Genomic DNA, 22,628 nt, shown 5'->3' on the forward strand with positions numbered 1-22,628 from the left:
GTTCCCGCCGTGAGAGGGCGGTGTCCTGACCGCTAGACGATGGGCGCGTTCAAGAACCGGCGATATAGGCTGACGGCTGGGAAAAAGCAACTGGGGTTCGGCCGCTTTACCGCGTCGCGGAAAAACCGGCGGCAGGCCTAGCGTTTCGGCTCGATCAGGTCCCAGAGATTGCCGTAGAGATCAGCGAAAACCGCGACCGTGCCATAGGGCTCGAAGCGCGGCGCCTCGCGGAATTCGACGCCCTTCTCCAGCATCGCCGCATGGTCGCGGGCAAAGTCGTCGGTTTCGAGGAACAGGAAGACACGGCCGCCGGTCTGGTTCCCGATGCTTTTGCCTTGTGCCTCGTCGGAAGCCTCGGCCAGGAGCAGCCTGGCGCCCTGCCCGCGGGCCGGCGCCACCGTGACCCAGCGCTTGCCGCCGCCGAGATCGACATCCTCGACGAGCAGGAAGCCCAGCCGCTCGACATACCAGGCAATCGCCTCGTCATAATTGGCGACGACCAGCGCCACGGTCGCGACACGGCGGTGTTCGGCAAACCCGGTCATCCATTACCCATTTGTTGCGGCCCGCTCATTTGCGGATTGCAAAACGGCCGATCAGGCGGCGCTCGGCGATATCGTAGATGAAGATCGTGCGGCTGCCGTCGGCAAGCTCGGTGTCGATGGAGACGCGATTGCCGGACAGCGATTGGCTGATCACCTTGGCGCCGACCGGCAGCACGATGTCGCCGCTGACCGGCTCGCCGGCCGGCACCTGGATGTCACCCGCCAGCGGCGGTTTCGCCGGCGGTGCGTTGCGCGCTTTGTAGACAAGGGCACCGATCACCACCATAAGGGCGAGGAACAGCAGGCCGAGATTGATCCCGACGAAGCGCACGAGTTTCCTGCGCACCTTTTCGACCTCGGGGTCGAGCGGCTTTTCCCGGCCTTCAACAGCGGGGTCTTCGTCAGCGGTTGGGCTGGCCATGGCAAACAGTCCGGAACGGTTTTTCGATGAGCGCTCATAACGAAGAGGCCCCTGAATTGATAGAGGACCAATTCACGGAGCCCACCGTGCTGGTGGCGGGCGCGGATGCGGCCGGTCTGCGCCTCGACCAGTGGGCTGGCGGCGAGCCTTGGCCCGGACATGTCGCGCAGCCGCGTGCAGATGCTGATCAGGCAGGGCGCGGTTTTGATCGACGGCAAGCCTGTCGACGAGACCAAACGCAAGATGACGCCGGGCGAAAGCGTCTCGGTGACCATGCCGGAGCCGGAACCGGCGGCGCCGCAGGGCGAGAACATCGCGCTTGATGTGCTCTATGAGGATGACGACCTGATCGTCATCAACAAGCCGGCTGGCCTTGTCGTGCACCCCGGCGCCGGCAACTGGACCGGCACGCTGGTCAACGCGCTGATCCATCATTGCGGCGACAGTCTTTCCGGCATTGGCGGCGTGCGGCGGCCGGGCATCGTTCACCGCCTCGACAAGGAGACCAGCGGCGTCATGGTGGTCGCCAAGACCGATCGCGCCCACAAGTCGCTATCCGAAGCCTTCGCCGATCATGGCCTGACCGGCGATCTCGAGCGCGCCTACCTGGCATTGGTCTGGGGCATACCGCAGCGGCCGACCGGCACGGTCGACGCGCCGCTCGGCCGCGCCGCCGACCGCGTGCGCCGCGCCGTGGTGCCGGAAGGACGCGACGACGCCCGCCATGCCGTCACCCACTTTGCCGTGCGGGAGCGCTTCGGCGTCGATCAGCAGGCGTTCGCCACGGCCAGCCTGGTCGAATGCCGGCTCGAGACCGGCCGCACCCACCAGATCCGCGTCCACATGGCGCATATCGGCCATCCGGTGATCGGCGACCCCGACTACGGCCAGGCCTTCCGCACCAAGGCCAACCGGCTGCCCGAACCGCTGAAAGGCCAGGTCAAGGCATTTTCCCCGGCAAGCTTTGCATGCCTGGCTCCTTGCATTTCGCCATCCGGCTACCCATCTAACGATGAGGTTCGAGGCGCCGTTGCCGGGGGACATGGAGGAACTCGTCGGCGGCTTTCGCAAACTCTAAACCTGCCATCAAAAAACCTGAGTGGCATTGTTCACTTCAACGTGACACACTGTTTCGTGTTGAACGAATGCCTGTCTTTTCTGGTTTTGTTCCTGTATACATCTGATGTCGCGGGCGAGCCTTTTGGTGCTCGCGTCACATGCCCGCCGCGTTTCGGGGGCATCACTCCAATAGAGAGGGGGCGCTATCATGGCCAGTCATTACCCAGTATCGTTTCCGGCGAAGGCGGCCTCAGCCGCTACCTGGAAGAAATCCGCCGCTTTCCCATGCTGCAGCCGCAGGAAGAGTACATGCTCGCCAAGCGTTACGCCGAGCATGAAGACACCTCTGCCGCGCACAAGCTCGTCACCAGCCACCTTCGGCTCGTTGCCAAGATCGCCATGGGCTATCGCGGCTATGGCCTGCCGATCGGCGAGGTAATCTCGGAAGGCAATGTCGGCCTCATGCAGGCCGTCAAGAAATTCGAACCCGAGCGCGGCTTCCGCCTCGCGACCTATGCCATGTGGTGGATCAAGGCCTCGATCCAGGAGTACATCCTGCGCTCGTGGAGCCTAGTCAAGATGGGCACGACCGCCAACCAGAAGCGCCTGTTCTTCAACCTGCGCAAGGTGAAGGGCAAGATCCAGGCGCTGGATGACGGCGACCTCAAGCCCGACCAGATCGCCGAGATCGCCACCAGGCTGAACGTTTCCGAGGCCGAAGTGGTGTCGATGAACCGCCGCCTGTCGGGCGACGCCTCGCTCAACGCCCCGATCCGGGCGAGCGAAGGCGAATCCGGCGAATGGCAGGATTGGCTGGTCGACGACCACGAAAGCCAGGAAGAGATGCTGATCGAGCAGGACGAGCTGGAAAAACCGGCGCGGCATGCTGTCGGGCGCTCTTGCCGTGCTCAACGAGCGCGAGCGGCGCATCTTCGAGGCCCGTCGCCTCGCCGAGGAGCCGCTGACCCTGGAAGAGCTGTCGGCCGAGTTCGACATCAGCCGCGAGCGCGTGCGCCAGATCGAAGTGCGCGCCTTCGAAAAGGTGCAGGACGCCGTCAAGGCCGCCGCCAAGCGCCAGACCCAGGCGCTGCGCACCATCGAAGTACAGCCGGCGACGTAAAGCCAGCTTCGGCAACGAAACACAAAGGCGGCGTCAGGAAACTGACGCCGCCGTTTTTTGTCTAACGGTTGCCGGCAATTTGGTGATAAAGGGGGACATCCGATCAGAGCAATCGCCATTGGCGATTGCCCCCTGAGGCAGACATCCGCAGTCTCTTTACAACCCATCTAGCGGAAACTTCAGATACCGGCGGCCATTGGCTTCCGGGTCCGGCAGCCGTCCGCCATTCATGTTGACCTGCAGCGCATGCAGGATCAGCCTCGGCATCGGCAGTGTCCTGTCGCGGGTTTCGCGAAGGGCGACGAACTCGGCTTCGGTGCGCGCGGCAACGAGATGGATGTTGCCAGTCTTCTGCGCCGCGACCGTGCTTTCCCACAACGGCTCGCGCCCACCGGCCTGATAGTCATGGCCGACGAACAGGCGGGTTTCGTCCGGCAGCGCCAGGATGTCCTGGATCGAACGCCAGAGCCGCGCGGCGCTGCCGCCAGGAAAGTCCGCCCTCGCCGAGCCGCTGTCGGGCACGAACAGCGTATCGTGGACGAAGGCGGCATCGCCGATCACATAGGTGATCGAGGCCAGCGTGTGCCCGGGTGAGAACAGCACCTTGACCGGAAGGGTGCCGATCCGGAAGGTCTCGCCTCCGCCAAACAGCCTGTCCCACTGCGAACCGTCGGTGGGAAAATCCGGCCAGTTGTAGATCGCCTTCCACAGTTTCTGGACGTCGACGATCCTGTCGCCGATCGCCGTGGGCGCTCCGGTCTTCTGCTTCAGATAGTGAGCCGCCGAGAAATGGTCGGCATGCGGATGTGTATCGAGAATCCACTCAACGCTCAGCCCCTGCTCGCTGATAAAGTCGAGCAAGGCATCGGCGCTCTTCGTTGCCGTGGCGCCGGACCTCTCGTCGAAGTCGAGGATCGGATCGATGATGGCGCATTGCTTCGTCGCCTGGTCGGCGACGACATACTGGATGGCCCCAGTCGGCTTGTCGTAGAAGCCGCTGACCTGCGGCCTGGCCAAAGCTACGTCCAATTTCGGCTTCCCCAAACCCTAATGCATATCGCCCAAAAGTGGCCCCGGTTTAGAGAGAACGACATGCACAAAACAAAGACCTAGACCGCGTCGTCTGAATCCATTCAGACGCGACGCATTTTGGTCGGCAGGAATGATTTTCTCTACCGACACCCGAGGGGAGCATGGTTGTCCCCTCGTGTGACCCAGTCAAGCATCATTTCGCTCGCAGCGGCGAGAAAGCCAAAAGCTGTTCCGAAGAAGCGCGGTCAGGCGGATGGCTGCTTGGTTTTCCTGAGATAGGGCAGGATGGTCTCGAAGGCGCCGAAACGCTTGATTGCATCCTCGTTGGAAACCGCGGCGGTGATGATGACGTCCTCGCCCTGCTTCCAGTTTGCCGGTGTCGCCACCTGGTGCTTGGCGGTCAGCTGCATGGAATCGACCGCGCGCAGGATCTCGTCGAAGTTGCGGCCCGTGGTCATCGGGTAGGTAAGCACCAGCTTGATCTTCTTGTCCGGTCCGATGACGTAGACTGAGCGCACAGTGGCGTTATCGGCCGGCGTGCGGCCCTCCGACGTCTCGCCGGCACCCGCCGGCAGCATCTCATAGAGCTTGGCGACCTTGAGGTCCTTGTCGCCGATCAGCGGATATTTCACCACCTGGCCGGTCGCCGTCTTGATGTCGTCCTGCCACTTGTCGTGGCTCGCGACCGGATCGACCGAAATGCCGATGATCTTGACGTTGCGCTTCTTGAACTCGCCTTCCAGCCCGGCCATCGTGCCAAGCTCGGTCGTGCAGACCGGGGTGAAGTTCTTCGGATGGCTGAACAGGATCGCCCAGCCGTCACCGATCCAGTCGTGGAAATTGATCGTCCCTTGCGTGGTCTCGGCGCTGAAATCCGGCGCGATGTCGTTTATACGAAGGCTCATGACACATCTCCCTGTAACAAATCTCGCCAGCAGAGAGGGGCTGCGGGCGGCAACCATGCCGCCATCAAGCGTCCACGCTCCGGCATCGCTGCATCTTAGCGCAAAAATCGCGACCGCGAGATAATATGAAACTCTTGTCGACGGCAGAACGAGTATTTTGTGCCGATGGCGGCACCACTGGCGCATGCGAACTGTTGGTGGGCCCGAAGGCTCCGCGCCGCCTCAGGCGTTGTTGACCGCCAGCGTCGCCGTCAGGTCTTCCATGCGTTGCGCCAGCGCGCCGAGCGCGTTGGTCAGCACGCTGTCGTTCTTGTCGGCCTTGATCAGCGCATCGTCCCGCGTCTTGCGCAAGGTCAGCACTTCGCTTTCCATGCCCTTGACGCGCTTTTGCAGTTCCGAGAGTTCGTCCATTACCATGATGCCGGCCATGACGGTCAGCCGCTGGTCGCCAATCTCGCCAAATGAGTCCTTCAGATGCAAGACATAGCGGTCGAAGCGTTCGGCAAGATCGATCAGATGCTCTTCCTGGCCTTCGTCGCAGGCCATCCGATACTGCTTGCCGTCGATGGAAACCGTGACTTGTGCCATGAGCCTACCTGTCCAGCCCCTATCTGTCCAACACAGCGCGGATGGTTTCCATGGCGGTCACCAGCCGTCGCGACACTTCCTTGTTGGCGTCTTCCAGCCTTTCGGCGCGCGCTTCGGAATTGTCGAGTTCCTGCGCCAGCCGGGAGCGGTCGGCATTCATCCGCTGCACCTCGGCCTCGGCTTCCGAGTAATCGCGTTCATGCTCGAGCTTGGCCGCGACGGCATTTTCCAGCCCCTCGATGGCCTTACCCAGCCTGGCGATGACTTCCTTGAGCGTGGTTTCCCCGGTCATGGCCTTCGTCCTGTGCCCTGCCCATCACCGAATCGTTCGCGTTCAGAACGCGTTATCTGCGAAACATTAGGCACCGGGTGAAGGCAACGTCAACAAAGCTCTCGCGACTGTCCCCTGCTAACGCTAATGTAGGCCCGCCGACGGCATCACAAGACCGGCAAATTCGCACCGATTTGTTGACTAAAAGCCCGCGCCTGCTATGTGTCGCGCACCCTTTTCCAGGCTCTCCCAAGCCCCCAAACCCCCATTTCTGGAGGAACCATGACGTCGCGTGAACAACATGACCGGATGGCCAATGCGATCCGCTTTCTCTCCATGGACGCTGTCGAAAAGGCCCAGTCCGGCCATCCCGGCCTGCCGATGGGCTGCGCCGACATCGCCACGGTGCTGTTCACGCGCTTCCTGAAATATGATCCCAAGGCTCCGCACTGGGCCGACCGCGACCGCTTCATCCTGTCGGCCGGGCATGGCTCGATGCTGCTCTATTCGCTGCTGCATCTGACCGGCTACGAGGACATGACCCTCGACCAGATCAAGCACTTCCGCCAGTTGGGCTCGAAGACCGCCGGCCACCCTGAATATGGTCACGCCACCGGCATCGAGACGACGACCGGCCCGCTCGGCCAGGGCCTCGCCAATTCGGTCGGGTTCGCGCTCGGCGAGCGCATCATGAACGCCGCCTTCGGCAACGACCTCGTCAATCACTACACATATGTGCTGGCCGGCGACGGCTGCCTGATGGAAGGCGTCAGCCAGGAGGCCATCGCGCTTGCCGGGCACCTCAAGCTCAACAAGCTGATCGTCTTCTGGGACAACAACAACATCTCGATCGACGGCCCGGTCTCGCTCGCCGACAACACCGACCAGGTCGCCCGTTTCCAGGCCTCCGGCTGGAACGCCAGCCACATTGATGGCACCGATCCCGAAGCCATCGCCTATGCCATCGAAGCCGCCCGTCATTCCGACAAGCCGACGATGATCGCCTGCAAGACGACCATCGGCTTCGGCGCACCGACCAAGGCCGGCACCAACAAGGCGCACGGCTCGCCGCTCGGCGCCGACGAGATCGCCGGCGCGCGGAAGTTCTTCAACTGGGATTCGCCGCCCTTCGAGATTCCGGCCGACATCCTCGACGCCTGGCGCACCGCCGGCAAGGCCGGCGTCAAGGCACGCACCGACTGGGAAGGCCGCCTCGCCAAAGCCGATGACAAGCTGAAGGCCGAGTTCGAGCGCCGCATCGCCGGCCAGCTGCCGTCCAACTTCGACGCCGTCATCGCCGACTACAAGAAGAAGCTCGCGGCCGACAAGCCGAAGGTCGCCACCCGCAAATCCTCCGAGATGGCGCTGGAAGTCATCAACGGTGCCGTGCCCGAGACCATCGGCGGCTCCGCCGACCTGACCGGCTCCAACAACACCAAGACCAGCCAGACCAAGAACATCACATCCGACGACTACGGCCAGCGCTATGTCCACTATGGCATCCGCGAGCATGGCATGGCCGCCGCGATCAACGGCTTGACGCTGCATGGCGGCCTCATCGCCTATGGCGGCACCTTCATGTGCTTCTCCGACTATGCCCGTCCGTCGATGCGGCTGGCCTCGCTGATGGGCATCCGCTCGATCTTCGTCATGACCCACGATTCCATCGGTCTGGGCGAAGACGGTCCGACCCACCAGCCGGTCGAGCATCTGGCGGCACTTCGCGCCATTCCCAACCACAACGTCTTCCGTCCGGCCGATGCGGTGGAAACCGCCGAATGCTGGCAGATCGCTCTCGGGTCGGAAAAGACGCCTTCGACTCTGGCGTTGACCCGCCAGAACCTGCCGACGGTGCGCACCGAATTCGTCGCCAAGAACCTGAGCAGCCAGGGCGGTTACGAACTGGCCGCCGCGAGCGGCGAGGCCGCGGTGACGATCTTCGCCACCGGCTCGGAGGTCGAGGTCGCGCTTGCCGCCCGCGAGTTGCTGGAAAAGCATGGTCATCCGACCCGCGTCGTGTCGGTGCCTTGCTTCGAACTGTTCGACAAGCAGGGCGACGACTACCGCAAGAAGACGATCGGCAACGCGCCGGTGAAGATGGCCATCGAAGCCGGCATCCGCCAGGGCTGGGATCATCTCATCGGCTCAGACGGCATCTTCATCGGCATGACCGGCTTCGGCGCCAGCGGCACGATCGAGCAGCTCTATCCGCATTTCGGCATCACCGCCGATGCAGCCGCCAAGGCGGCGGAAGCCCGCCTGCACGGCAGGTAAGGTCTTGCATGTCGCCCAAAAGTGAATCGCGGTTTTGCGACAACGACATGCCGAAACAAAAGTGCTCCGGCGAAACCGCGCACAGCGATTTCGCCGGGCTGGCCCAACCTAATCGATTTAAATCCACGTCGCTGCGGCTGGATTCTTTCCGCTTCCGCCGCTATGAAGCTGCGGACCCATCGTCTGCCCTCCAGCTCCCCGGGAGAGAAAAATGACCGTACGAGTTGCCATCAACGGATTCGGCCGCATCGGCCGCAACATCCTGCGCGCCATCCATGAGTCAGGCCGCAAGGACATCGACGTCGTCGCCGTCAACGATCTCGGCCCGGTCGAGACCAACGCACATCTGCTGCGCTTCGACAGCGTGCACGGCCGTTTCCCTCATGAAGTCTCGGTGTCCGGCGACCAGATCACCGTCGGCAGGGAAAAGTTCAAGGTCACCGCGATCAAGGATCCGACCCAGCTGCCATGGAAGGAACTGGGCGTCGACATCGCGCTCGAATGCACCGGTATCTTCACCGCCCGTGACAAGGCCGCCGCGCACCTGACCGCCGGCGCCAGGCGCGTGCTGGTCTCCGCGCCCGCCGAAGGTGCCGACCTCACCGTCGTCTACGGCATCAACCACGACCAGCTGACCAAGGACCACATCGTCATCTCGAACGCGTCGTGCACCACCAACTGCCTGGCGCCGCTGGCCGCCGTGCTGCACGAAACGGTCGGCATCGAAAAGGGCATGATGACGACGATCCACTCCTATACCGGCGACCAGCCGACGCTGGACACCATGCACAAGGATCTCTATCGCGCCCGCGCCGCTGCCCTGTCGCAGATCCCGACCTCGACCGGTGCCGCCAAGGCGATCGGCCTCGTCCTGCCCGACCTCAAGGGCAAGCTCGACGGCATCTCGATCCGCGTGCCGACCCCGAACGTCTCGGTCGTCGATTTCAAGTTCATCGCGAAGCGCGCGACCACCGTCCAGGAGATCAACGAAGCGGTCATCGCCGCTTCCAACGGCAAGCTGAAGGGCATTCTCGGCGTCACCCATCACCCGAATGTCTCGATCGACTTCAACCACGATCCGCGGTCCTCGATCATGGCGCTCGACCAGACCAAGGTGATGGACGGCAACTTCGTTTCGGTGCTGTCCTGGTACGACAATGAATGGGGTTTTTCCAACCGCATGTCCGACACCGCGGTCGCCTTCGGCAACACCATCGCCTGATCGCAGATCCATCATCTCGACACTTGAAACGCCCGGCTTTGCCCGGGCGTTTTTCTCGAGCACCCCGCGCACATTTCTTGGGTCGGCAAATCGCATGTCTTGAGATTGGCGTGAACGCCCATCTCTTTGTCATCCACGGGCGGAGCAAGGAGCGCAGCGACGCAGCGCAGACCCGTGGATTCATGCCGCGACTTCCAAGCGTTGCAGCGGCGCAAAATTCTGCTCCGCTGCGCTCTTCGATCAAGGTCGCGGCATGGATCCCTGGGTCTCCGCGACGCCGCTGCGCGGCTGCTCCGCCCGGGGATGACGAAGTCGGGAGGCTTCGGCCAAAAAACCACGCTCCCGCCTTGCACTGGCCATGCCTTCGCCCCACTCTCCCGTAAATCGGGAAGACAGAGGAATTCGAGGGGCAAATCACGGATGGAGCACGCGATCTATCTCGTCACGCTGGTCGGCACAGCACTTGTCGTTGCCGCCGCGTTTTCGAGCCTGATCGCCTTCCGCTTCGGCGCCCCGCTTCTGCTTCTGTTTCTTTGCATCGGATTGGCCACCGGCACGGACGGCCTCGGCATCCAGTTCGACAACGCCCGCATCGCCTATTTTGCCGGCTCACTGGCGCTGGCCGTCATCCTGTTCGATTCCGGTTTCGGCACGCCGCTCAACGCCTTGCGGCAGGCGGCAGGCCCGGCCCTGTCGCTGGCAACCTTCGGCGTGCTTTTCACCACCGGCCTGGTCGGCGCCGCCGCCCACTACCTGCTTGACCTCACCTGGCTGGAATCCTTCCTGCTTGGCGCCGCCGTCGCCTCCACCGATGCCGCGGCGGTGTTCTTCCTGCTGCGCGCCGGCGAGATCAATCTGCGCGAACGCGTGCGCTCCACCCTCGAAGTGGAATCCGGCACCAACGATCCGATCGCCATCTTCCTGACCATCACGCTGGTCGAGATCATCGCCGCTCACGCCGACCCCGAGGCCAATGTCCTGGTCACCAGCCTGGCTCTCGGTTTCCTTGTCAACATGGGCCTCGGCGCCGTCGTCGGCGTGCTCGGCGGCCTCGCCATCGTGCGCCTCGTCGACCGGCTCAATCTCGACCACGGCCTGCTGCCGATCTTCGTGCTGACCTTGTCGCTGATGGTCTTTGCCGCCGCCGGCGCCATTGGCGGCTCCGGCTTCCTGGCGGTCTATCTCGCCGGCCTGATATCGGGCAATTCCGACATCCGCGCCGTCACCATTCTGAAACGCTTCCAGGACGGCATGTCGTGGCTGGCGCAGATCATCATGTTCCTGATCCTCGGCCTGTTCGCGACGCCATCGCAATTTCCGGCGATCATGGTGCCGGCGGTGGCGCTCGGCCTGTTCCTGATATTTATTGCCCGCCCGGTCGCCGTCTGGCTCTGCCTGATCCCATTCCGTCTGCCGCGCCCCGAAGTCGCCTTCGTCTCCTGGGTCGGCCTGCGTGGCGCGGTGTCGATCCTGCTCGCCATCACCCCGCTGCTCGGCGGCCTGGAAAACGGTCGTGTCATCTTCAACGCCGCCTTCATCATCGTGCTGGTGTCGCTGGTCATCCAGGGCTGGACGGTCGGACCGCTGGCGCGCCGCCTCGGCCTCATCGTGCCGGCGCGCCTCGGCCCCCTGGACAAGGTCGAGCTCGAATTGCCGGGCTCGGCGCATCACGAGCTGCTTGCGTATCGCGTAGCACACGGCAGCCCCGTGGCGCGCGGCGAGCGCATCCCGCGCTGGGCGCGGCCCTCGCTGGTGCTGCGTGACGGCCGCTCGATGCGTTTCCAGGACATGGGCCGGCTCGCCGCCGGCGACCAAGTCTACATCTTCGTGCCGGATCGCTATCCGCGCCTGCTCGACAAGCTGTTTGCCAGCCGCGCCGTGGTCGATCCCGAGGATGCCGATTTCTTCGGCGCCTTCGCCGTCGATCCGGCGCGCTCGGCCGCCGAACTGGAAGCCGCCTATGCGCCCGGCCTGACCGAAGCGGAGCAAAAGCTCACCGTTGGCGCATTGGTCACGGCGCGGCTTGGCGGCCATGCCGAATATGCCGACCGCGTGCTGCTCGGTCCGATCGAGCTGATCGTCCGCGACGTCGACGACAAGGGCAAGATATCAGGCCTCGGCCTTTCCTTCGAGCCGACCGCGCCGGTGGCGCGAGTGCCGGTGTTCCTGAGCGCCGGCGAGATCGGCGACCGTCTCTCCGCCTTTATCCGCAACTGGCGCAAACCGGCTGAAACGCAATTGGCAGAGGCGCAGGCGGACGAGAAACCGGTGCCGGAACCGGCGGTTGAAAAGGCGACGACCGAGAGCTGACACGGCGATCGCTGCGCTGCCCCTCATCCGCCTGTCCGCGTGGCCTTCGTACCGACTTCAAAATTTCGTTTCGAACGCTGCAGTAGTGGTCAGTTTGCCGGGAGGCCGATGGTTCGCGGCCTTACAAAAAGCGGATATAGTTCATCGGCCACAGAGGAGGCCGGGAAGGCGTTATGCAGTTAACTCCCAAAGATATCCCCGGCATCGTCGCTGGCGCGATTGTCGTCTGCATCTTTATCTATGTTAAGGCAATCGACCCAACAGTATCTGGTCGGGTCATCAGCTACGCTTTCGGCCCGGAGTGGGAATGCCTATCGGGCACAAGAGGCAATCCCATTTGCTTCAAGCCCTCCGATCCAAAAAACGATGGCCCAGTTTCAAACTGACCTACTGCCAACACTGCATAAGCCTTGCATCGTCGTTGGCGCAGGGTATGGTCCCCCGATTTTTCGCGAAAGGAACCCGCATGGCCGCCTTCAAGACCCTCGACGACATCGGCAACATCAGCGGCAAGCGCGTGCTGGTGCGCGTCGACCTCAACGTTCCCGTCGCCGACGGCAAGGTCACCGACGCTACCCGCATCGAACGCATCGCGCCGACCATCGCCGAGCTGTCCGGCAAGGGCGCCAAGGTCATCCTGCTCGCCCATTTCGGCCGCCCCAAGGATGGCCCATCGCCCGAATTCTCGCTGGAACCGATCGCCAGGGCGGCGGCTGAGGTGCTCGGCCGCCCCGTCGGCTTCGCCGGCGATTGCATCGGCGACACGGCAGGGAGCGCCATCGCCGCCATGAACAAGGGCGACGTGCTGCTGCTCGAAAACACCCGCTTCTACAAGGCCGAGGAGAAGAACGATCCGGCCTTCACCGAAAAGCTCGCCGCCAACGGCGACATCTTCGTCAACGACGCCTTTTCCGCGGCCCACCGGGCCCACGCCTCGACGGAGGGACTGGCGCATCTGTTGCCGGCCTTCGCCGGCCGCACCATGCAGGCCGAACTCGAAGCGCTGGAGAAGGGTCTGGGAAATCCGGTCCGTCCGGTGGTTGCCATTGTCGGCGGCGCCAAGGTCTCGACCAAGATCGACCTGTTGATGAACCTGGTGAAGAAGGTCGACGCTCTGGTCATCGGCGGCGGCATGGCCAACACCTTCCTCGCCGCGCGCGGCACCGATGTCGGCAAGTCGCTGTGCGAGCATGACCTTGCCACGACCGCCAAGCAGATCATGATCGAGGCGGCCGAGGGCGGCTGCGCCATCATCCTGCCGGTCGACGGCGTCGTCGCGAAGGAATTCAAGGCGGGTGCGGCCTGCGAGACCGTCGCCATCTCGGAGGTGCCGGCCGACGGCATGATCCTCGATGTCGGCGCCAAAACCGTGACGACCATTGGCGAATGGATCGACCGCGCCGCTACATTGGTCTGGAATGGCCCACTCGGCGCCTTCGAAATCGCGCCCTTCGACCATGCGACGGTGGCGGCGGCCAAGCACGCCGCGGCGCGCACCAAGGCCGGCAAGCTGGTCTCGGTCGCCGGCGGCGGCGATACTGTGGCGGCGCTCAACCATGCCGGCGTCGCCGACGACTTCACCTATGTCTCGACCGCCGGCGGCGCTTTCCTGGAATGGATGGAAGGCAAGCCGCTGCCCGGCGTCGACGTGCTGAAGCGCTAAAGCATCTTGCAGCCAGGCGGAAACGCCTGGCGTGGCAGAAACGCGGGCAAAACAAACAACCCCGATCAATACAAAGAGAGCGAACACAGGCGCCTGAGACTTTCAATCGATTCGAGCTTTCGGATGCCATTCCTTTGGCGCTAGACTTCCGTTAAGCGCGGAAGACAACCGTTTCAGGAGAAGCAGAATGAGCGAACGTCTCGAAGACATTGCCGCCGCGATCGTGGCTGACGGCAAGGGCCTGCTGGCGGCCGACGAAAGTTCCGGCACCATCAAGAAGCGTTTCGACGTCATTGGCGTTGAATCGACAGCTGACAGCCGTCGCGACTACCGCGAGATGATGTTCCGCGCCAGGGAGGCGATGACCCGGTATATTTCCGGCGTCATCCTCTACGACGAGACGATCCGCCAGAAGGCCGCCGACGGCACGCCGCTGGTCGACATCATCAAGGCGGCCGGCGCCATCCCCGGCATCAAGGTCGACGCCGGCGCCAAGCCCCTGGCCGGCTTTCCCGGCGACACAGTCACCGAGGGCCTCGACGGGCTGCGCGAACGCCTTGCCGATTACTACAAGCTCGGCGCCCGCTTCGCCAAATGGCGGGCGGTGATCGACATCGACACCGGCAAGGGCGTGCCTTCGGCCACCTCGATCAACTCGAACGCCCATGCGCTCGCCCGCTACGCGGCGCTTTGCCAGGAGGCCGGCATCGTGCCGATCGTCGAGCCGGAAGTGCTGATGGACGGTGCCCACGACATCGACACCTGCTACGCGATTTCGAAGGCGACGCTGATCAAGCTCTATGACGAGCTCCACGCGGCGCGTGTCGTGCTCGAGGGCACGATCCTGAAGCCCAACATGGTGCTGGCCGGAAAGAAATCAGGCAAGACCAGCAGCCCGGAAGAAGTCGCGGAAAAGACCATAAAACTGTTCCGCGAGACCGTGCCGGCGGCGGTGCCGGGTATCGCCTTCCTCTCCGGCGGCCAGGAGGACGAGGAAGCGACCGCCAATCTCAACGCCATCAACGCCATCGGGCCGCATCCGTGGAAGCTGACCTTCTCCTATGGCCGCGCCCTGCAGGCCGCCCCGCAGAAAGCCTGGAGCGGCAAGGCAGCCAATGTCGCCGCCGGCCAGGCCGCCTTCACCCATCGCGCCCATATGAACCATCTGGCGGCATTGGGAAAATGGAAGGCGAGCTTGGAACACGCTGCCTGATCAGGGCTGTCCATCTTCCTTCGAACCCGGGCCGCTGCGTCCGGGTTTTTGTTTGTGGGCGTGCCCGGGCTTGGGATGGAGCTTTTTCATCCTTATCTCCCTTTTGGCAAAACCAGCCGGCGATGTCGGATTTCGCCCGTCCCGAACGTCCTTGGGATGACAGACAGGGAGAGGTTCATGCATCGCAACAAGGTCGTTTCGCGCGAAGACTGGTTCCAGGCGCACAAGGCGCATCTGGCCCGCGAGAAGGAACTGACGCGGCTTCGCGAACGCATCTGCACTGAGCGGCGTGAACTGCCCTGGCTGAAGATCCGGAAGGACTATGTCTTCGAGACCGGGCAAGGGCCGAAGAACCTGGCCGACCTGTTTGCCGGCAACAGCCAGTTGATCGTCTATCACTTCATGTTCGGGCCGGGGTGCAACCATCATTGCGAGGGCTGCTCGTTCCTTGCCGACCACATCGACGGCGCCAACCAGCATCTCAGGCATCACGACGTGTCGCTGGCCGTGATCTCGCGGGCGCCGCTGGCCGAACTGCTGCCCTACAAACAGCGCATGGGCTGGAAGTTCGACTGGGTGTCGTCCTATGCCTCGGATTTCAACTTCGACATGCAGGTCTCCTTCACCGACAAGCAGATCGCCGCCGGCGACACCACCTACAATTTCGAGACCCGCCCCCGGACGTCGAAGGAGCTTCCCGGCACCAGTGTTTTCTACCGGGACGAGACCGGCGACATCTTCCTCACCTTCATGTCGCGCGCCCGCGGCGGCGAGGCGCTGATCGGCACGTATGATTATCTCGACATGACGCCGAAGGGCCGCAACGAAACCGGCCCCTATCACGGCCTGATGGACTGGGTGCGGCTGCACGACGAATATGGCGACCGGCCGGGCGCGCCGGAGACCTGTTGCGATTAGCGTAATTCCAGGAAAGCTGTGAAACCGATTTACGTCCGCAATTGCGTCAAAACAGGCCGGTCGTTCACGTCAGGCGCAACATGCGCTAAAGGATGCGCATGCAGCGCCCTCTCGCCCTTCTCACCTGGCTCGCCTATCCTGTCTATGTCTGGCAAGGCCTTGGCGTGCGCCGCCGCACCACACGCATGCTGCCGGCGCAGGGGCCGGTCATGCACGATCTCGCCGGCAAGGCGCCGGCGATCTCGCTTCTGGTGCTGGGGGATTCCTCGGCCGCTTCGGTCGGCATCGGCAATTCGGAAAACGGGCTTGCAGCGCAACTCGCCGTGCTGATGGCGCAGAATACAGGCCGCGCCGTGCGATGGCGGGCTGCCGGCTTCAATTCGGCAACCTCTGGCCAGATCCGCGACCACGTCCTGCCCAATCTGTCGGCCGATCCATGGACGCATATCGTGCTCGCCATCGGCACCAACGACACCAAGAATTTTCACTCCGTGCCGCGCTTCAAGAAGGAGTTCGGCGGCCTGCTCTACGGCCTGCGCGCCAAATGGCCGGAAGCGCGCGTGGTGTGGTCGCCGGTGCTGGAGTTCACGCGGGCGCCGGCGATGCCGCCGCTGCTCGGCAAGATCCTGGAGATCCGCGCCACCGAGATGAACCGGATGGGCGAACGCCTTTGCCTGGAACGCGGCGCGGTGCCGGCGCCACGGCTGCCGATCACCAATCCTGAAGCGGGTTTTGCTTCCGACGGTTTTCACGCCTCGGAAGCCGGCTACCGGGCCTGGGCCGAACATCTCGTCGGCCCGGTGCTTGCCGGCTGAACGGCTGGCAGGAGCCGCCGTGCGGTTCGGGCCTATGCCCAGTGTCCGAGCACGGCTGTTATGGAAATCGCCGCCATCGCCAGCAGCGCGAGCTTCCAGAAGTCGCTGCGCCGTTTCAGCCCCGGCCAGCCGAGCGGCTTGATCAGCTGGATGACCATGATGCCAACAATGACGAGAGCGAGGAGTTTCGACATGTCGCCTTTGACCAGCAACGCGGCCGGCTGTCAAAGCGCCACTTTCCCTCGCCGAGAAAGAACAGGCGCCGCGAACCGGATCGGCACGCAGCGCCCTTTGGTCTGGGAGCAGTCTACTTCAGCGGCTTGAGGCCGGCCTCAATCGAAGCACGTTTCGGTTCGAGGAACGGCGGCAGGGCCAGGCTTTCACCCAGCGTTTCCAATGGCTCGTCGGCGGTGAACCCCGGCCCGTCCGTGGCGATCTCGAACAGGATGCCGTTCGGCTCTCGGAAATACAGCGAGCGGAAGTAATAGCGCTCGACCTCGCCGCTCGACGGCAGCCGGAATTCGGCCAGACGGGCGGTCCACTGATGCAGCGCCTCCTGGTCGGGCGCCCTGAAGGCGACGTGATGGACCGCACCGGCACCTTGCCTTGCGGGCGCCAGTCCCGGCTGCACCAGGACATGCAACTCCGCCGCCGGCCCGCCCTCGCCCATTTCGAAGACGTGAACCTGACCCTCCGGCGAGGCATGGTCGCGGGCCTTGCGCATGTTCATCACTTGCGTCACCACTGCCTCGGTGTTGGTGATGTCGGGAACACTGATGACGATCGGCCCGAGCCCGCGGATCTGGTGCTCGGTCGGCACCGGGCTTTGCGCCCAGGGATGGCTGTCGCCCTTGCCGCCGTCACTGACGAGCCGCAGACGCTGGCCCTCGGGGTCCTCGAAATCCAGGCCGAGGTAACCGCCAATGTCGGCGATCTCGCTCGTCACGATGTTTTCGTCGGTCAGGTGCTGCTTCCACCAGGCAAGGCTTTCCCGGCTGCCGACCCTGAGGCTGGTCCGCGCGATGCTGTGCGTGCCGCGCCGCTCGCGGCCAACCGGCCAGTCGAAGAAGGTAAGGTCGGTGCCCGGCGTCGCTTCGCCGTCGGCATAGAAAAGATGATAGGCCGAGGTGTCGTCCTGGTTCACCGTCTTCTTGACCAGCCGCAAACCCAGCACCCTCGTATAGAAATGAAGATTTCCAGGCGCATTGGCGGTGATGGCGGTCAGATGGTGGATTCCTGTCAGTTGCAGGCTCATGGGTCGTCTCCCTGTTGTTGAGGAAGAATTTCTTCTTCCATATCAGAACTGCGACCACGTCGCTGAAGGCTGCATATCCCGACAGTCCGTCGCCGAAGCCTGAACGGTGGAGCCCGGACCGGTATTTCTTCGGTGCACAATCCCAACTCGGTAAGCGTGCCGCGAGCCTTGATTTATGCAGGCTACTCTCGGTGTACGCACTGATCGCAACTATCGTCCGCGCTTTACCACCCTCCTGACAGACTGCTGTCAGGAGGGGTATGCGATAGTGTCTCCAGTCAAAGAGAGGAGACTAGCCATGAACGGTTCTACCCTTCTGCGCGGCATGCAGCACTATGTCGGCAAGATACGGACGATGCGCAACGAGATCCGCACCCAGCGGTTCATGAACTCGCTGCCGGCGGACATTCGCAAGGATATCGGCTGGCCGGACATGTATGCCGAGCGTCGCTACCGCGGCAATTGAGACGAATTTTTCGAGGCAGCGGTTGGATGTGGGCGCCCCAACGCCCAGATAATAAGTCCGGCGCGCGAGGGATGGAGCGAGCTCATGCCCGAACAAAAGACAATCGGCTTCCTTTTCATCGAAGGCTTCGCCGACTGGGAATATGGGCTGCTGGCGGCCTCGGCGGTCGAATGGTTCGGTGCGCGCGCCGTATCGCTGACGCCCGATGGCAAGCCAGTAACCGGGATCAGCGGTTTTCGGCTTACGCCGGATCGCTCTGCTGAAGCTGGGGAGAATGCCGATCTCGACGCCATCGTCGTCATCGGCTCCGACCTGTGGGCAGGCAAGGCGCCACCGGATGCCGCAGAACTGCTCACATCCGTTGCGTCACGCGGCGGCGTCGTTGGCGGTATCTGCGCTGGCACGCTGGCGCTGGCCCGGGCTGGCTTGTTCGAGCAGGCCAGGCACACCAGCAATGGCCGCAATTGGATCAACGATCATGAAGCCGGCTATGCCGGCGCCGGCAACTATCAGGATGTGCCGTATGCGGTTGCCGACGGCAAAGTCGTTTCCGCGCCGGGTTCGGCACCGGGCACCTTCGCGCTCGCCGTTCTGAAGACGCTCTATCCCGAAAGAGGCAGCGATCTCGCGCAGATGCGGACGCTGTTCGCCAAGGAGTATGCTGAAGCCTCCTGACAGTATGGTGTCAGGAGCACCATGTCATAGATGCGCAAGTCGATGAGCGATCGAAAGGACGATCGATGAAAAGCTGGAACGACAGGCTGAATACGCCCGGCATCAACGGCGTGAAGCCGTCTCCGCGCACGATGGCCGATGTCGTCGAAGGCCAGCCGATGCTGGTGCCGACCGCTCGCCAGGTCGATGATTTCATCCGCTCGATCCCCGAAGGCGTCGAGATGGACGTCCGCGCGCTGCGTACAGCACTCGCCATCGAGCACGGCGCCCAAGTGACATGCCCGGTTGCCATTGGCTATCATCTGCGCACCGTTGCCGAGGCCGCCAATGAGGACCTAGAGCGCGGCATGACGCTGAGCGACGTGGCACCCTTCTGGCGCGTGCTCGACGCCAAGACACCGACAACGCCAAAACTGTCCTTCGACGCGGCGTTCGTCGCCGCGCAGCGCAAGCGCGAAGGGCTGAAACCATGACGCATGCCGCCCAAAAGTGTTCTGCGGTTTTGGGATAATGGCATTCGCAAAACCATGATGCATGCCGGTTTTGGGCGACATGCATAGAAACAACGCCGAGGGACCATACGATGCGCCGCGCCGACAGGCTCTTCCAGATCGTGCAGCATCTGCGCGGTGGCCGTTTGGTCACCGCCCAGAAGCTCGGCACATGGCTCGAGGTTTCCGAGCGAACCATCTACCGCGATATCGCCGACCTGCAGTCGACCGGAGTGCCGATAGACGGCGAGGCCGGCGTTGGCTACATGATGAGGGAGGGCTTCGACCTTCCGCCGCTGATGTTCACGCGTGACGAGATCGTCGCGCTGGTTGCCGGCGCCCGCATGGTGCGCGCCTTCGGCGGCGCTGCCATGGCGCGCGCCGCCGACGAGGCACTGGTCAAGATCGGTGCCGTGCTGCCGGATGCCGAGAAGGACCGCATCGCCCGCACCGAGATCCACACGCCGATGTGGGTGGTCAGCGACGCCGCCCGCGAGGCGATCGACCTGATCGAGCGCGCGGTCGAAAAGCGCCAGGTGCTGACCATCGACTATTGCGACGAGGCCGGCCGCGGCACCGCCCGCGATATCCGTCCGCTCGGCCTGTGGTTCTGGGGCAAGGTGTGGACGCTGGTCGCCTGGTGCGAGATGCGCGACGACTTTCGCGCCTTCCGCATCGATCGCATCGCTTCGGTTGTCATCGCCGGCCGCATCTTCAAGCCCGAGCGTGGCAAGCAGCTCGCCGATTTCTATCGCGCGGTGGAGCGCAGCGAGGACTACGGCATGGCACCGGACCGCGCGGCACGGACCTGAAACTGCCGGACCGCACAAAAAAGCCCGCTCGAAGCGGGCTTTTTTGGTTGCGTGTCTGAGATATCACTCGTCGTCGTGGTCCGTGTTCTTCGACTTCAAGGCCGAGAGCTTGGCGAAGACGGCGTTGGCGTCCAGCTCGGCGTCCTCGTCCTTCGGCTTCTCCGGAGCCGGCACCAGCCGCTCGGTCAAGGCCGCCGGCAGCAGCGTGTCGCCAATCGGCTGCGCCTGTTCGCGACCACGTGAAGCGCGGTTGACCTCCATGTCAAGGTCGATCTGCGAGGCGAGGCCCAGCGTCACCGGATCCATCGGCTGCAGATTGGCCGAGTTCCAGTGCTTGCGCTCGCGGATCTGCTCGATCGTCGACTTGGTGGTGCCGACAAGACGCGAGATCTGCGCGTCCTTGAGTTCTGGATGGTTACGCACTAGCCAGAGAATGGCATTCGGCCGGTCCTGGCGCTTTGACAGCGGCGTGTAGCGAGGACCCTTGCGCTTGGATTCCGGCACCCGCACTTTGGGGTCCGAAAGCTTCAGGCGCTGGTTCGGATCCTTCTCGGCGCGCGCGATCTCGTCGCGGGTCAACTGGCCGGTCATGATCGGATCCATGCCCTTGATGCCTTGCGCCGATTCGCCGTCGGCGATGGCCTTGACCTCGAGCGGATGCAGCCCGCAGAACTGCGCGATCTGCTCGAAGGAAAGCGCGGTGTTGTCGACCAGCCAGACGGCGGTCGCCTTGGGCATCAGCAGCGTGTTGGCCATTGCAAAAAATCCTTCTCGTTCGCCCGCGTTCCCGCGCGGGCGGTGGTTTAGAGCCACCAAAATGGGAAATTCGCAGTCTGTATAACCGCTCTCTTACCATTTCGCAACGTTTTTGGAAGCAACGACCGGACCGCGCTCGTGCCATCGAGCGTAGCGGATTGAAAACCGACATTGGGGAAGCTGAGGTCGGCCACCGACTGCCGTCTAGCTGCATTCGGTGGTTGCCGGCGCCAAAACGACAAAACCCGCCGGACTTGGTCCAGCGGGCTCGGAACCGCGACGGAAATCCCGTCTGATGCGGCTCTGGCTTCCACGGCACGGTCCGCTTCCTAGAGCAATTCCAGGAAAAGTGTGAAACGGTTTTCCGTCCGGAATTGCGTCAAAACAAACAGATAGAGCGGTTCGGCGTTTCCGTGAAACGGTGAACCGCTCTAGAGCGGACCGTTGCCTGACGTCAGATGGCCTTGCGGGCGATCTTTTCGATGTCGGCGCGGTTGATGCCGAGATCGCTGAGCTGACGTGCATTGAGACGGTTCAGTTCGCGCACGGTCTCGGTGTACATGCGCCAGTTACGGAAAGCGCGGATCGGGTTCATGGCAGTCCTCCAAATGGGTTGTTCGTTTCGGTGATGCTCAAATAGTCATCATCGAGCAGGACTTGAACGGCCGATTTTGCATAGCAATGATGCAAATGCTGCATTGCACCATTAAGCCTTTGTTCATCTTGCAGGCAGGGATCGAAGGCGCGGCGCGAGCCCTTTCGGCCAGCCCGCCGACCGCGCCTTAGGCAATGTCGCCGTCAGCCGACGTCGAGGACGATCTTGCCGATATGCTCGCCGTCCTCCATCCGCTCATGCGCCCGCCAGGCCTCGCTGAGCGGGAAGATCATGTCCATGACGGGAGCGACCTTGCGGGTGCCGAGCAACGGCCACACCTGCGCCTCCAGCGCCGCCGCGATCGCCGCCTTGAACTCGACGGTGCGCGGCCTCAGCGTCGAACCCGTGTGGGTCAGCCGCTTGACCATGATCTTCGAGAAATCGGCGCTCGCCACGGCGCCGGCCTGCAAGGCAATCTGGACAATGCGGCCCTCGACGGCGGCGGCCTCGTAGTTGCGCGCCACATAGTCGCCGCCGACCATGTCGAGGATGATATTGGCGCCGCTGCCAGCCGTTGCCTCTTTCACCGCGGCGACGAAATCCTCCTCGCGATAGTTGATCGCCCGGTCGGCGCCGAGCTTCAGGCAGGCGTCGCATTTTTTCCTTGCTGCCTGCGGTGGTGATGACATAGGCGCCGAATGCCGAGGCAAGCTGGATTGCCGTGGTGCCGATGCCGGACGAGCCGCCATGGACGAGCAGCGTCTCGCCGCTCTTCAGGCCGCCGCGCTCGAACACATTGTGCCAGACGGTAAAATAGTTTTCCGGCACCGCCGCGGCCTCGGTATGGGTAAAGCCGGCCGGCAGCGGCAGCACGCTGCCGGCATGGACCTTGACATATTCGGCATAGCCGCCGCCAGGCGTGAGCGCGCAGACGCGGTCGCCGATGCGCCAGCGCGATATGTCATCGCCAAGGGCGGCCACTTCGCCCGACGCCTCGAGGCCCGGCAGGTCGGACGCGCCGGGCGGCGGCGGATAGGCGCCCTTGCGCTGCTGGATGTCGGGCCGGTTGACGCCGGCGGCATGCACCTTGATCAGGATCTCGCCGGGGCCGGGCTGCGGCACGTCGCGCGTTTCGGGTTTCAGCACCCGGGGCCCGCCCGGCTCCGAGATCGCGATGGCCGTCATTCGTGCCGGAATTTTCTGTCCGCTCGCCATGAGATTT

General features: G+C 63.5%; 22 protein-coding genes and 3 pseudogenes. 14 read left to right on the forward strand and 11 right to left on the reverse strand.

All coding sequences use genetic code 11. The features are described from left to right. Positions 1-137: 137 nt before the first annotated feature. Positions 138-545, reverse strand: coding sequence for a VOC family protein (locus ACFSQT_RS36010; protein ID WP_379025799.1), 408 nt, complete (start codon positions 543-545; stop codon positions 138-140). A 25-nt stretch (positions 546-570) separates the two neighbouring features. Next, a complete protein-coding gene (locus tag ACFSQT_RS36015; RefSeq protein WP_379025800.1) occupies positions 571-966 on the reverse strand; it encodes a fimbrial protein in 396 nt (131 codons plus the stop codon). Between the two features lie 26 nt (positions 967-992). Here ACFSQT_RS36015 and ACFSQT_RS36020 point away from each other — a divergent pair. Together ACFSQT_RS36020 and rpoH are read left to right on the forward strand one after the other, a co-directional pair. Further along, positions 993-2,044: pseudogene (locus ACFSQT_RS36020) on the forward strand (RluA family pseudouridine synthase). Between the two features lie 170 nt (positions 2,045-2,214). Then, positions 2,215-3,145: pseudogene (gene rpoH, locus ACFSQT_RS36025) on the forward strand (RNA polymerase sigma factor RpoH). A 156-nt stretch (positions 3,146-3,301) separates the two neighbouring features. On the opposite strand, the gene ACFSQT_RS36030 reads toward rpoH, so the two are convergent. The 4 genes from ACFSQT_RS36030 to ACFSQT_RS36045 all read right to left on the reverse strand — a co-directional run bounded on the left by ACFSQT_RS36030 (position 3,302) and on the right by ACFSQT_RS36045 (position 5,962). Then, positions 3,302-4,174 carry an MBL fold metallo-hydrolase gene (locus tag ACFSQT_RS36030; protein ID WP_379026795.1) on the reverse strand — a complete coding sequence of 291 codons (873 nt, stop codon included), beginning with the start codon at positions 4,172-4,174 and terminating at the stop codon, positions 3,302-3,304. Between the two features lie 248 nt (positions 4,175-4,422). Next, positions 4,423-5,082: a peroxiredoxin gene (locus tag ACFSQT_RS36035; RefSeq protein WP_379026796.1), complete on the reverse strand. Its 660-nt coding sequence runs from the start codon at positions 5,080-5,082 to the stop codon at positions 4,423-4,425. Between the two features lie 222 nt (positions 5,083-5,304). Then, positions 5,305-5,670: a cell division protein ZapA gene (locus ACFSQT_RS36040; RefSeq protein ID WP_379026797.1), complete on the reverse strand. Its 366-nt coding sequence runs from the start codon at positions 5,668-5,670 to the stop codon at positions 5,305-5,307. Positions 5,671-5,689: 19 nt separating this feature from the next. Next, entirely contained in the window at positions 5,690-5,962 is a 273-nt protein-coding gene (locus tag ACFSQT_RS36045; protein ID WP_006200774.1) for a DUF4164 domain-containing protein, read from the reverse strand. 261 nt (positions 5,963-6,223) lie between these two features. Between ACFSQT_RS36045 and tkt the strand changes: the two genes are divergently transcribed. From tkt to ACFSQT_RS36085, 8 genes are all read left to right on the forward strand, one after another. Continuing rightward, positions 6,224-8,215, forward strand: a complete 1,992-nt coding sequence (tkt, locus tag ACFSQT_RS36050) for a transketolase (RefSeq protein WP_379026798.1) — start codon at positions 6,224-6,226, stop codon at positions 8,213-8,215. An 8-nt stretch (positions 8,216-8,223) separates the two neighbouring features. After that, on the forward strand, positions 8,224-8,430 hold the full coding sequence (locus ACFSQT_RS36055; RefSeq protein WP_379026799.1) for a hypothetical protein: 207 nt from the start codon (positions 8,224-8,226) through the stop codon (positions 8,428-8,430). Then, a complete protein-coding gene (gene gap, locus ACFSQT_RS36060) occupies positions 8,427-9,437 on the forward strand; it encodes a type I glyceraldehyde-3-phosphate dehydrogenase (protein ID WP_379026800.1) in 1,011 nt (336 codons plus the stop codon). The genes ACFSQT_RS36055 and gap overlap by 4 nt, the downstream gene beginning before the upstream one ends. 420 nt (positions 9,438-9,857) lie before the next feature. Further along, a complete protein-coding gene (locus tag ACFSQT_RS36065) occupies positions 9,858-11,747 on the forward strand; it encodes a potassium/proton antiporter (RefSeq protein ID WP_379026801.1) in 1,890 nt (629 codons plus the stop codon). Between the two features lie 466 nt (positions 11,748-12,213). After that, positions 12,214-13,410: a phosphoglycerate kinase gene (locus tag ACFSQT_RS36070; protein WP_379026802.1), complete on the forward strand. Its 1,197-nt coding sequence runs from the start codon at positions 12,214-12,216 to the stop codon at positions 13,408-13,410. A gap of 187 nt (positions 13,411-13,597) precedes the next feature. Next, positions 13,598-14,623 carry a class I fructose-bisphosphate aldolase gene (locus ACFSQT_RS36075; protein WP_379026803.1) on the forward strand — a complete coding sequence of 342 codons (1,026 nt, stop codon included), beginning with the start codon at positions 13,598-13,600 and terminating at the stop codon, positions 14,621-14,623. A gap of 177 nt (positions 14,624-14,800) precedes the next feature. After that, entirely contained in the window at positions 14,801-15,541 is a 741-nt protein-coding gene (locus ACFSQT_RS36080) for a DUF899 domain-containing protein (RefSeq protein WP_379026804.1), read from the forward strand. Positions 15,542-15,639: 98 nt separating this feature from the next. Next, complete coding sequence (locus ACFSQT_RS36085) at positions 15,640-16,356, forward strand: SGNH/GDSL hydrolase family protein (RefSeq protein WP_379026805.1); 717 nt, start codon at positions 15,640-15,642, stop codon at positions 16,354-16,356. A gap of 32 nt (positions 16,357-16,388) precedes the next feature. Here the strand turns inward: ACFSQT_RS36085 and ACFSQT_RS36090 are convergent, their stop codons facing one another. Together ACFSQT_RS36090 and ACFSQT_RS36095 are read right to left on the reverse strand one after the other, a co-directional pair. Further along, on the reverse strand, positions 16,389-16,550 hold the full coding sequence (locus tag ACFSQT_RS36090) for a hypothetical protein (protein ID WP_023757423.1): 162 nt from the start codon (positions 16,548-16,550) through the stop codon (positions 16,389-16,391). 113 nt (positions 16,551-16,663) lie between these two features. Beyond that, on the reverse strand, positions 16,664-17,611 hold the full coding sequence (locus ACFSQT_RS36095; protein ID WP_379026806.1) for a ring-cleaving dioxygenase: 948 nt from the start codon (positions 17,609-17,611) through the stop codon (positions 16,664-16,666). Between the two features lie 298 nt (positions 17,612-17,909). On the opposite strand from ACFSQT_RS36095, the gene ACFSQT_RS36100 reads away from it, so the two are divergent. The 4 genes from ACFSQT_RS36100 (at position 17,910) to ACFSQT_RS36115 (ending at position 20,055) form a co-directional block, all read left to right on the forward strand. Next, entirely contained in the window at positions 17,910-18,077 is a 168-nt protein-coding gene (locus ACFSQT_RS36100; RefSeq protein ID WP_379026807.1) for a hypothetical protein, read from the forward strand. An 84-nt stretch (positions 18,078-18,161) separates the two neighbouring features. Next, the gene (locus tag ACFSQT_RS36105) at positions 18,162-18,752 is read left to right on the forward strand and encodes a DJ-1/PfpI family protein (RefSeq protein WP_379026808.1); all 591 of its coding nucleotides are present in this window, start codon (positions 18,162-18,164) and stop codon (positions 18,750-18,752) included. A 65-nt stretch (positions 18,753-18,817) separates the two neighbouring features. Continuing rightward, positions 18,818-19,225, forward strand: coding sequence for a hypothetical protein (locus ACFSQT_RS36110; protein ID WP_379026809.1), 408 nt, complete (start codon positions 18,818-18,820; stop codon positions 19,223-19,225). 110 nt (positions 19,226-19,335) lie between these two features. Further along, positions 19,336-20,055, forward strand: coding sequence for a helix-turn-helix transcriptional regulator (locus ACFSQT_RS36115; RefSeq protein ID WP_095089366.1), 720 nt, complete (start codon positions 19,336-19,338; stop codon positions 20,053-20,055). Between the two features lie 63 nt (positions 20,056-20,118). Here ACFSQT_RS36115 and ACFSQT_RS36120 read toward each other — a convergent pair whose 3' ends face one another. From ACFSQT_RS36120 to ACFSQT_RS36130, 3 genes and pseudogenes are all read right to left on the reverse strand, one after another. Continuing rightward, the gene (locus ACFSQT_RS36120; protein ID WP_379026810.1) at positions 20,119-20,811 is read right to left on the reverse strand and encodes a DUF1013 domain-containing protein; all 693 of its coding nucleotides are present in this window, start codon (positions 20,809-20,811) and stop codon (positions 20,119-20,121) included. 454 nt (positions 20,812-21,265) lie between these two features. Continuing rightward, on the reverse strand, positions 21,266-21,406 hold the full coding sequence (locus ACFSQT_RS36125; protein ID WP_091578925.1) for a DUF1127 domain-containing protein: 141 nt from the start codon (positions 21,404-21,406) through the stop codon (positions 21,266-21,268). A 203-nt stretch (positions 21,407-21,609) separates the two neighbouring features. Further along, a pseudogene (locus ACFSQT_RS36130) lies at positions 21,610-22,621 on the reverse strand (NAD(P)H-quinone oxidoreductase). Between the last annotated feature and the right edge of the window lie 7 nt (positions 22,622-22,628).

It is taken from the genome of Mesorhizobium calcicola (genome assembly GCF_042682105.1).
Lineage (GTDB): Bacteria > Pseudomonadota > Alphaproteobacteria > Rhizobiales > Rhizobiaceae > Mesorhizobium > Mesorhizobium calcicola.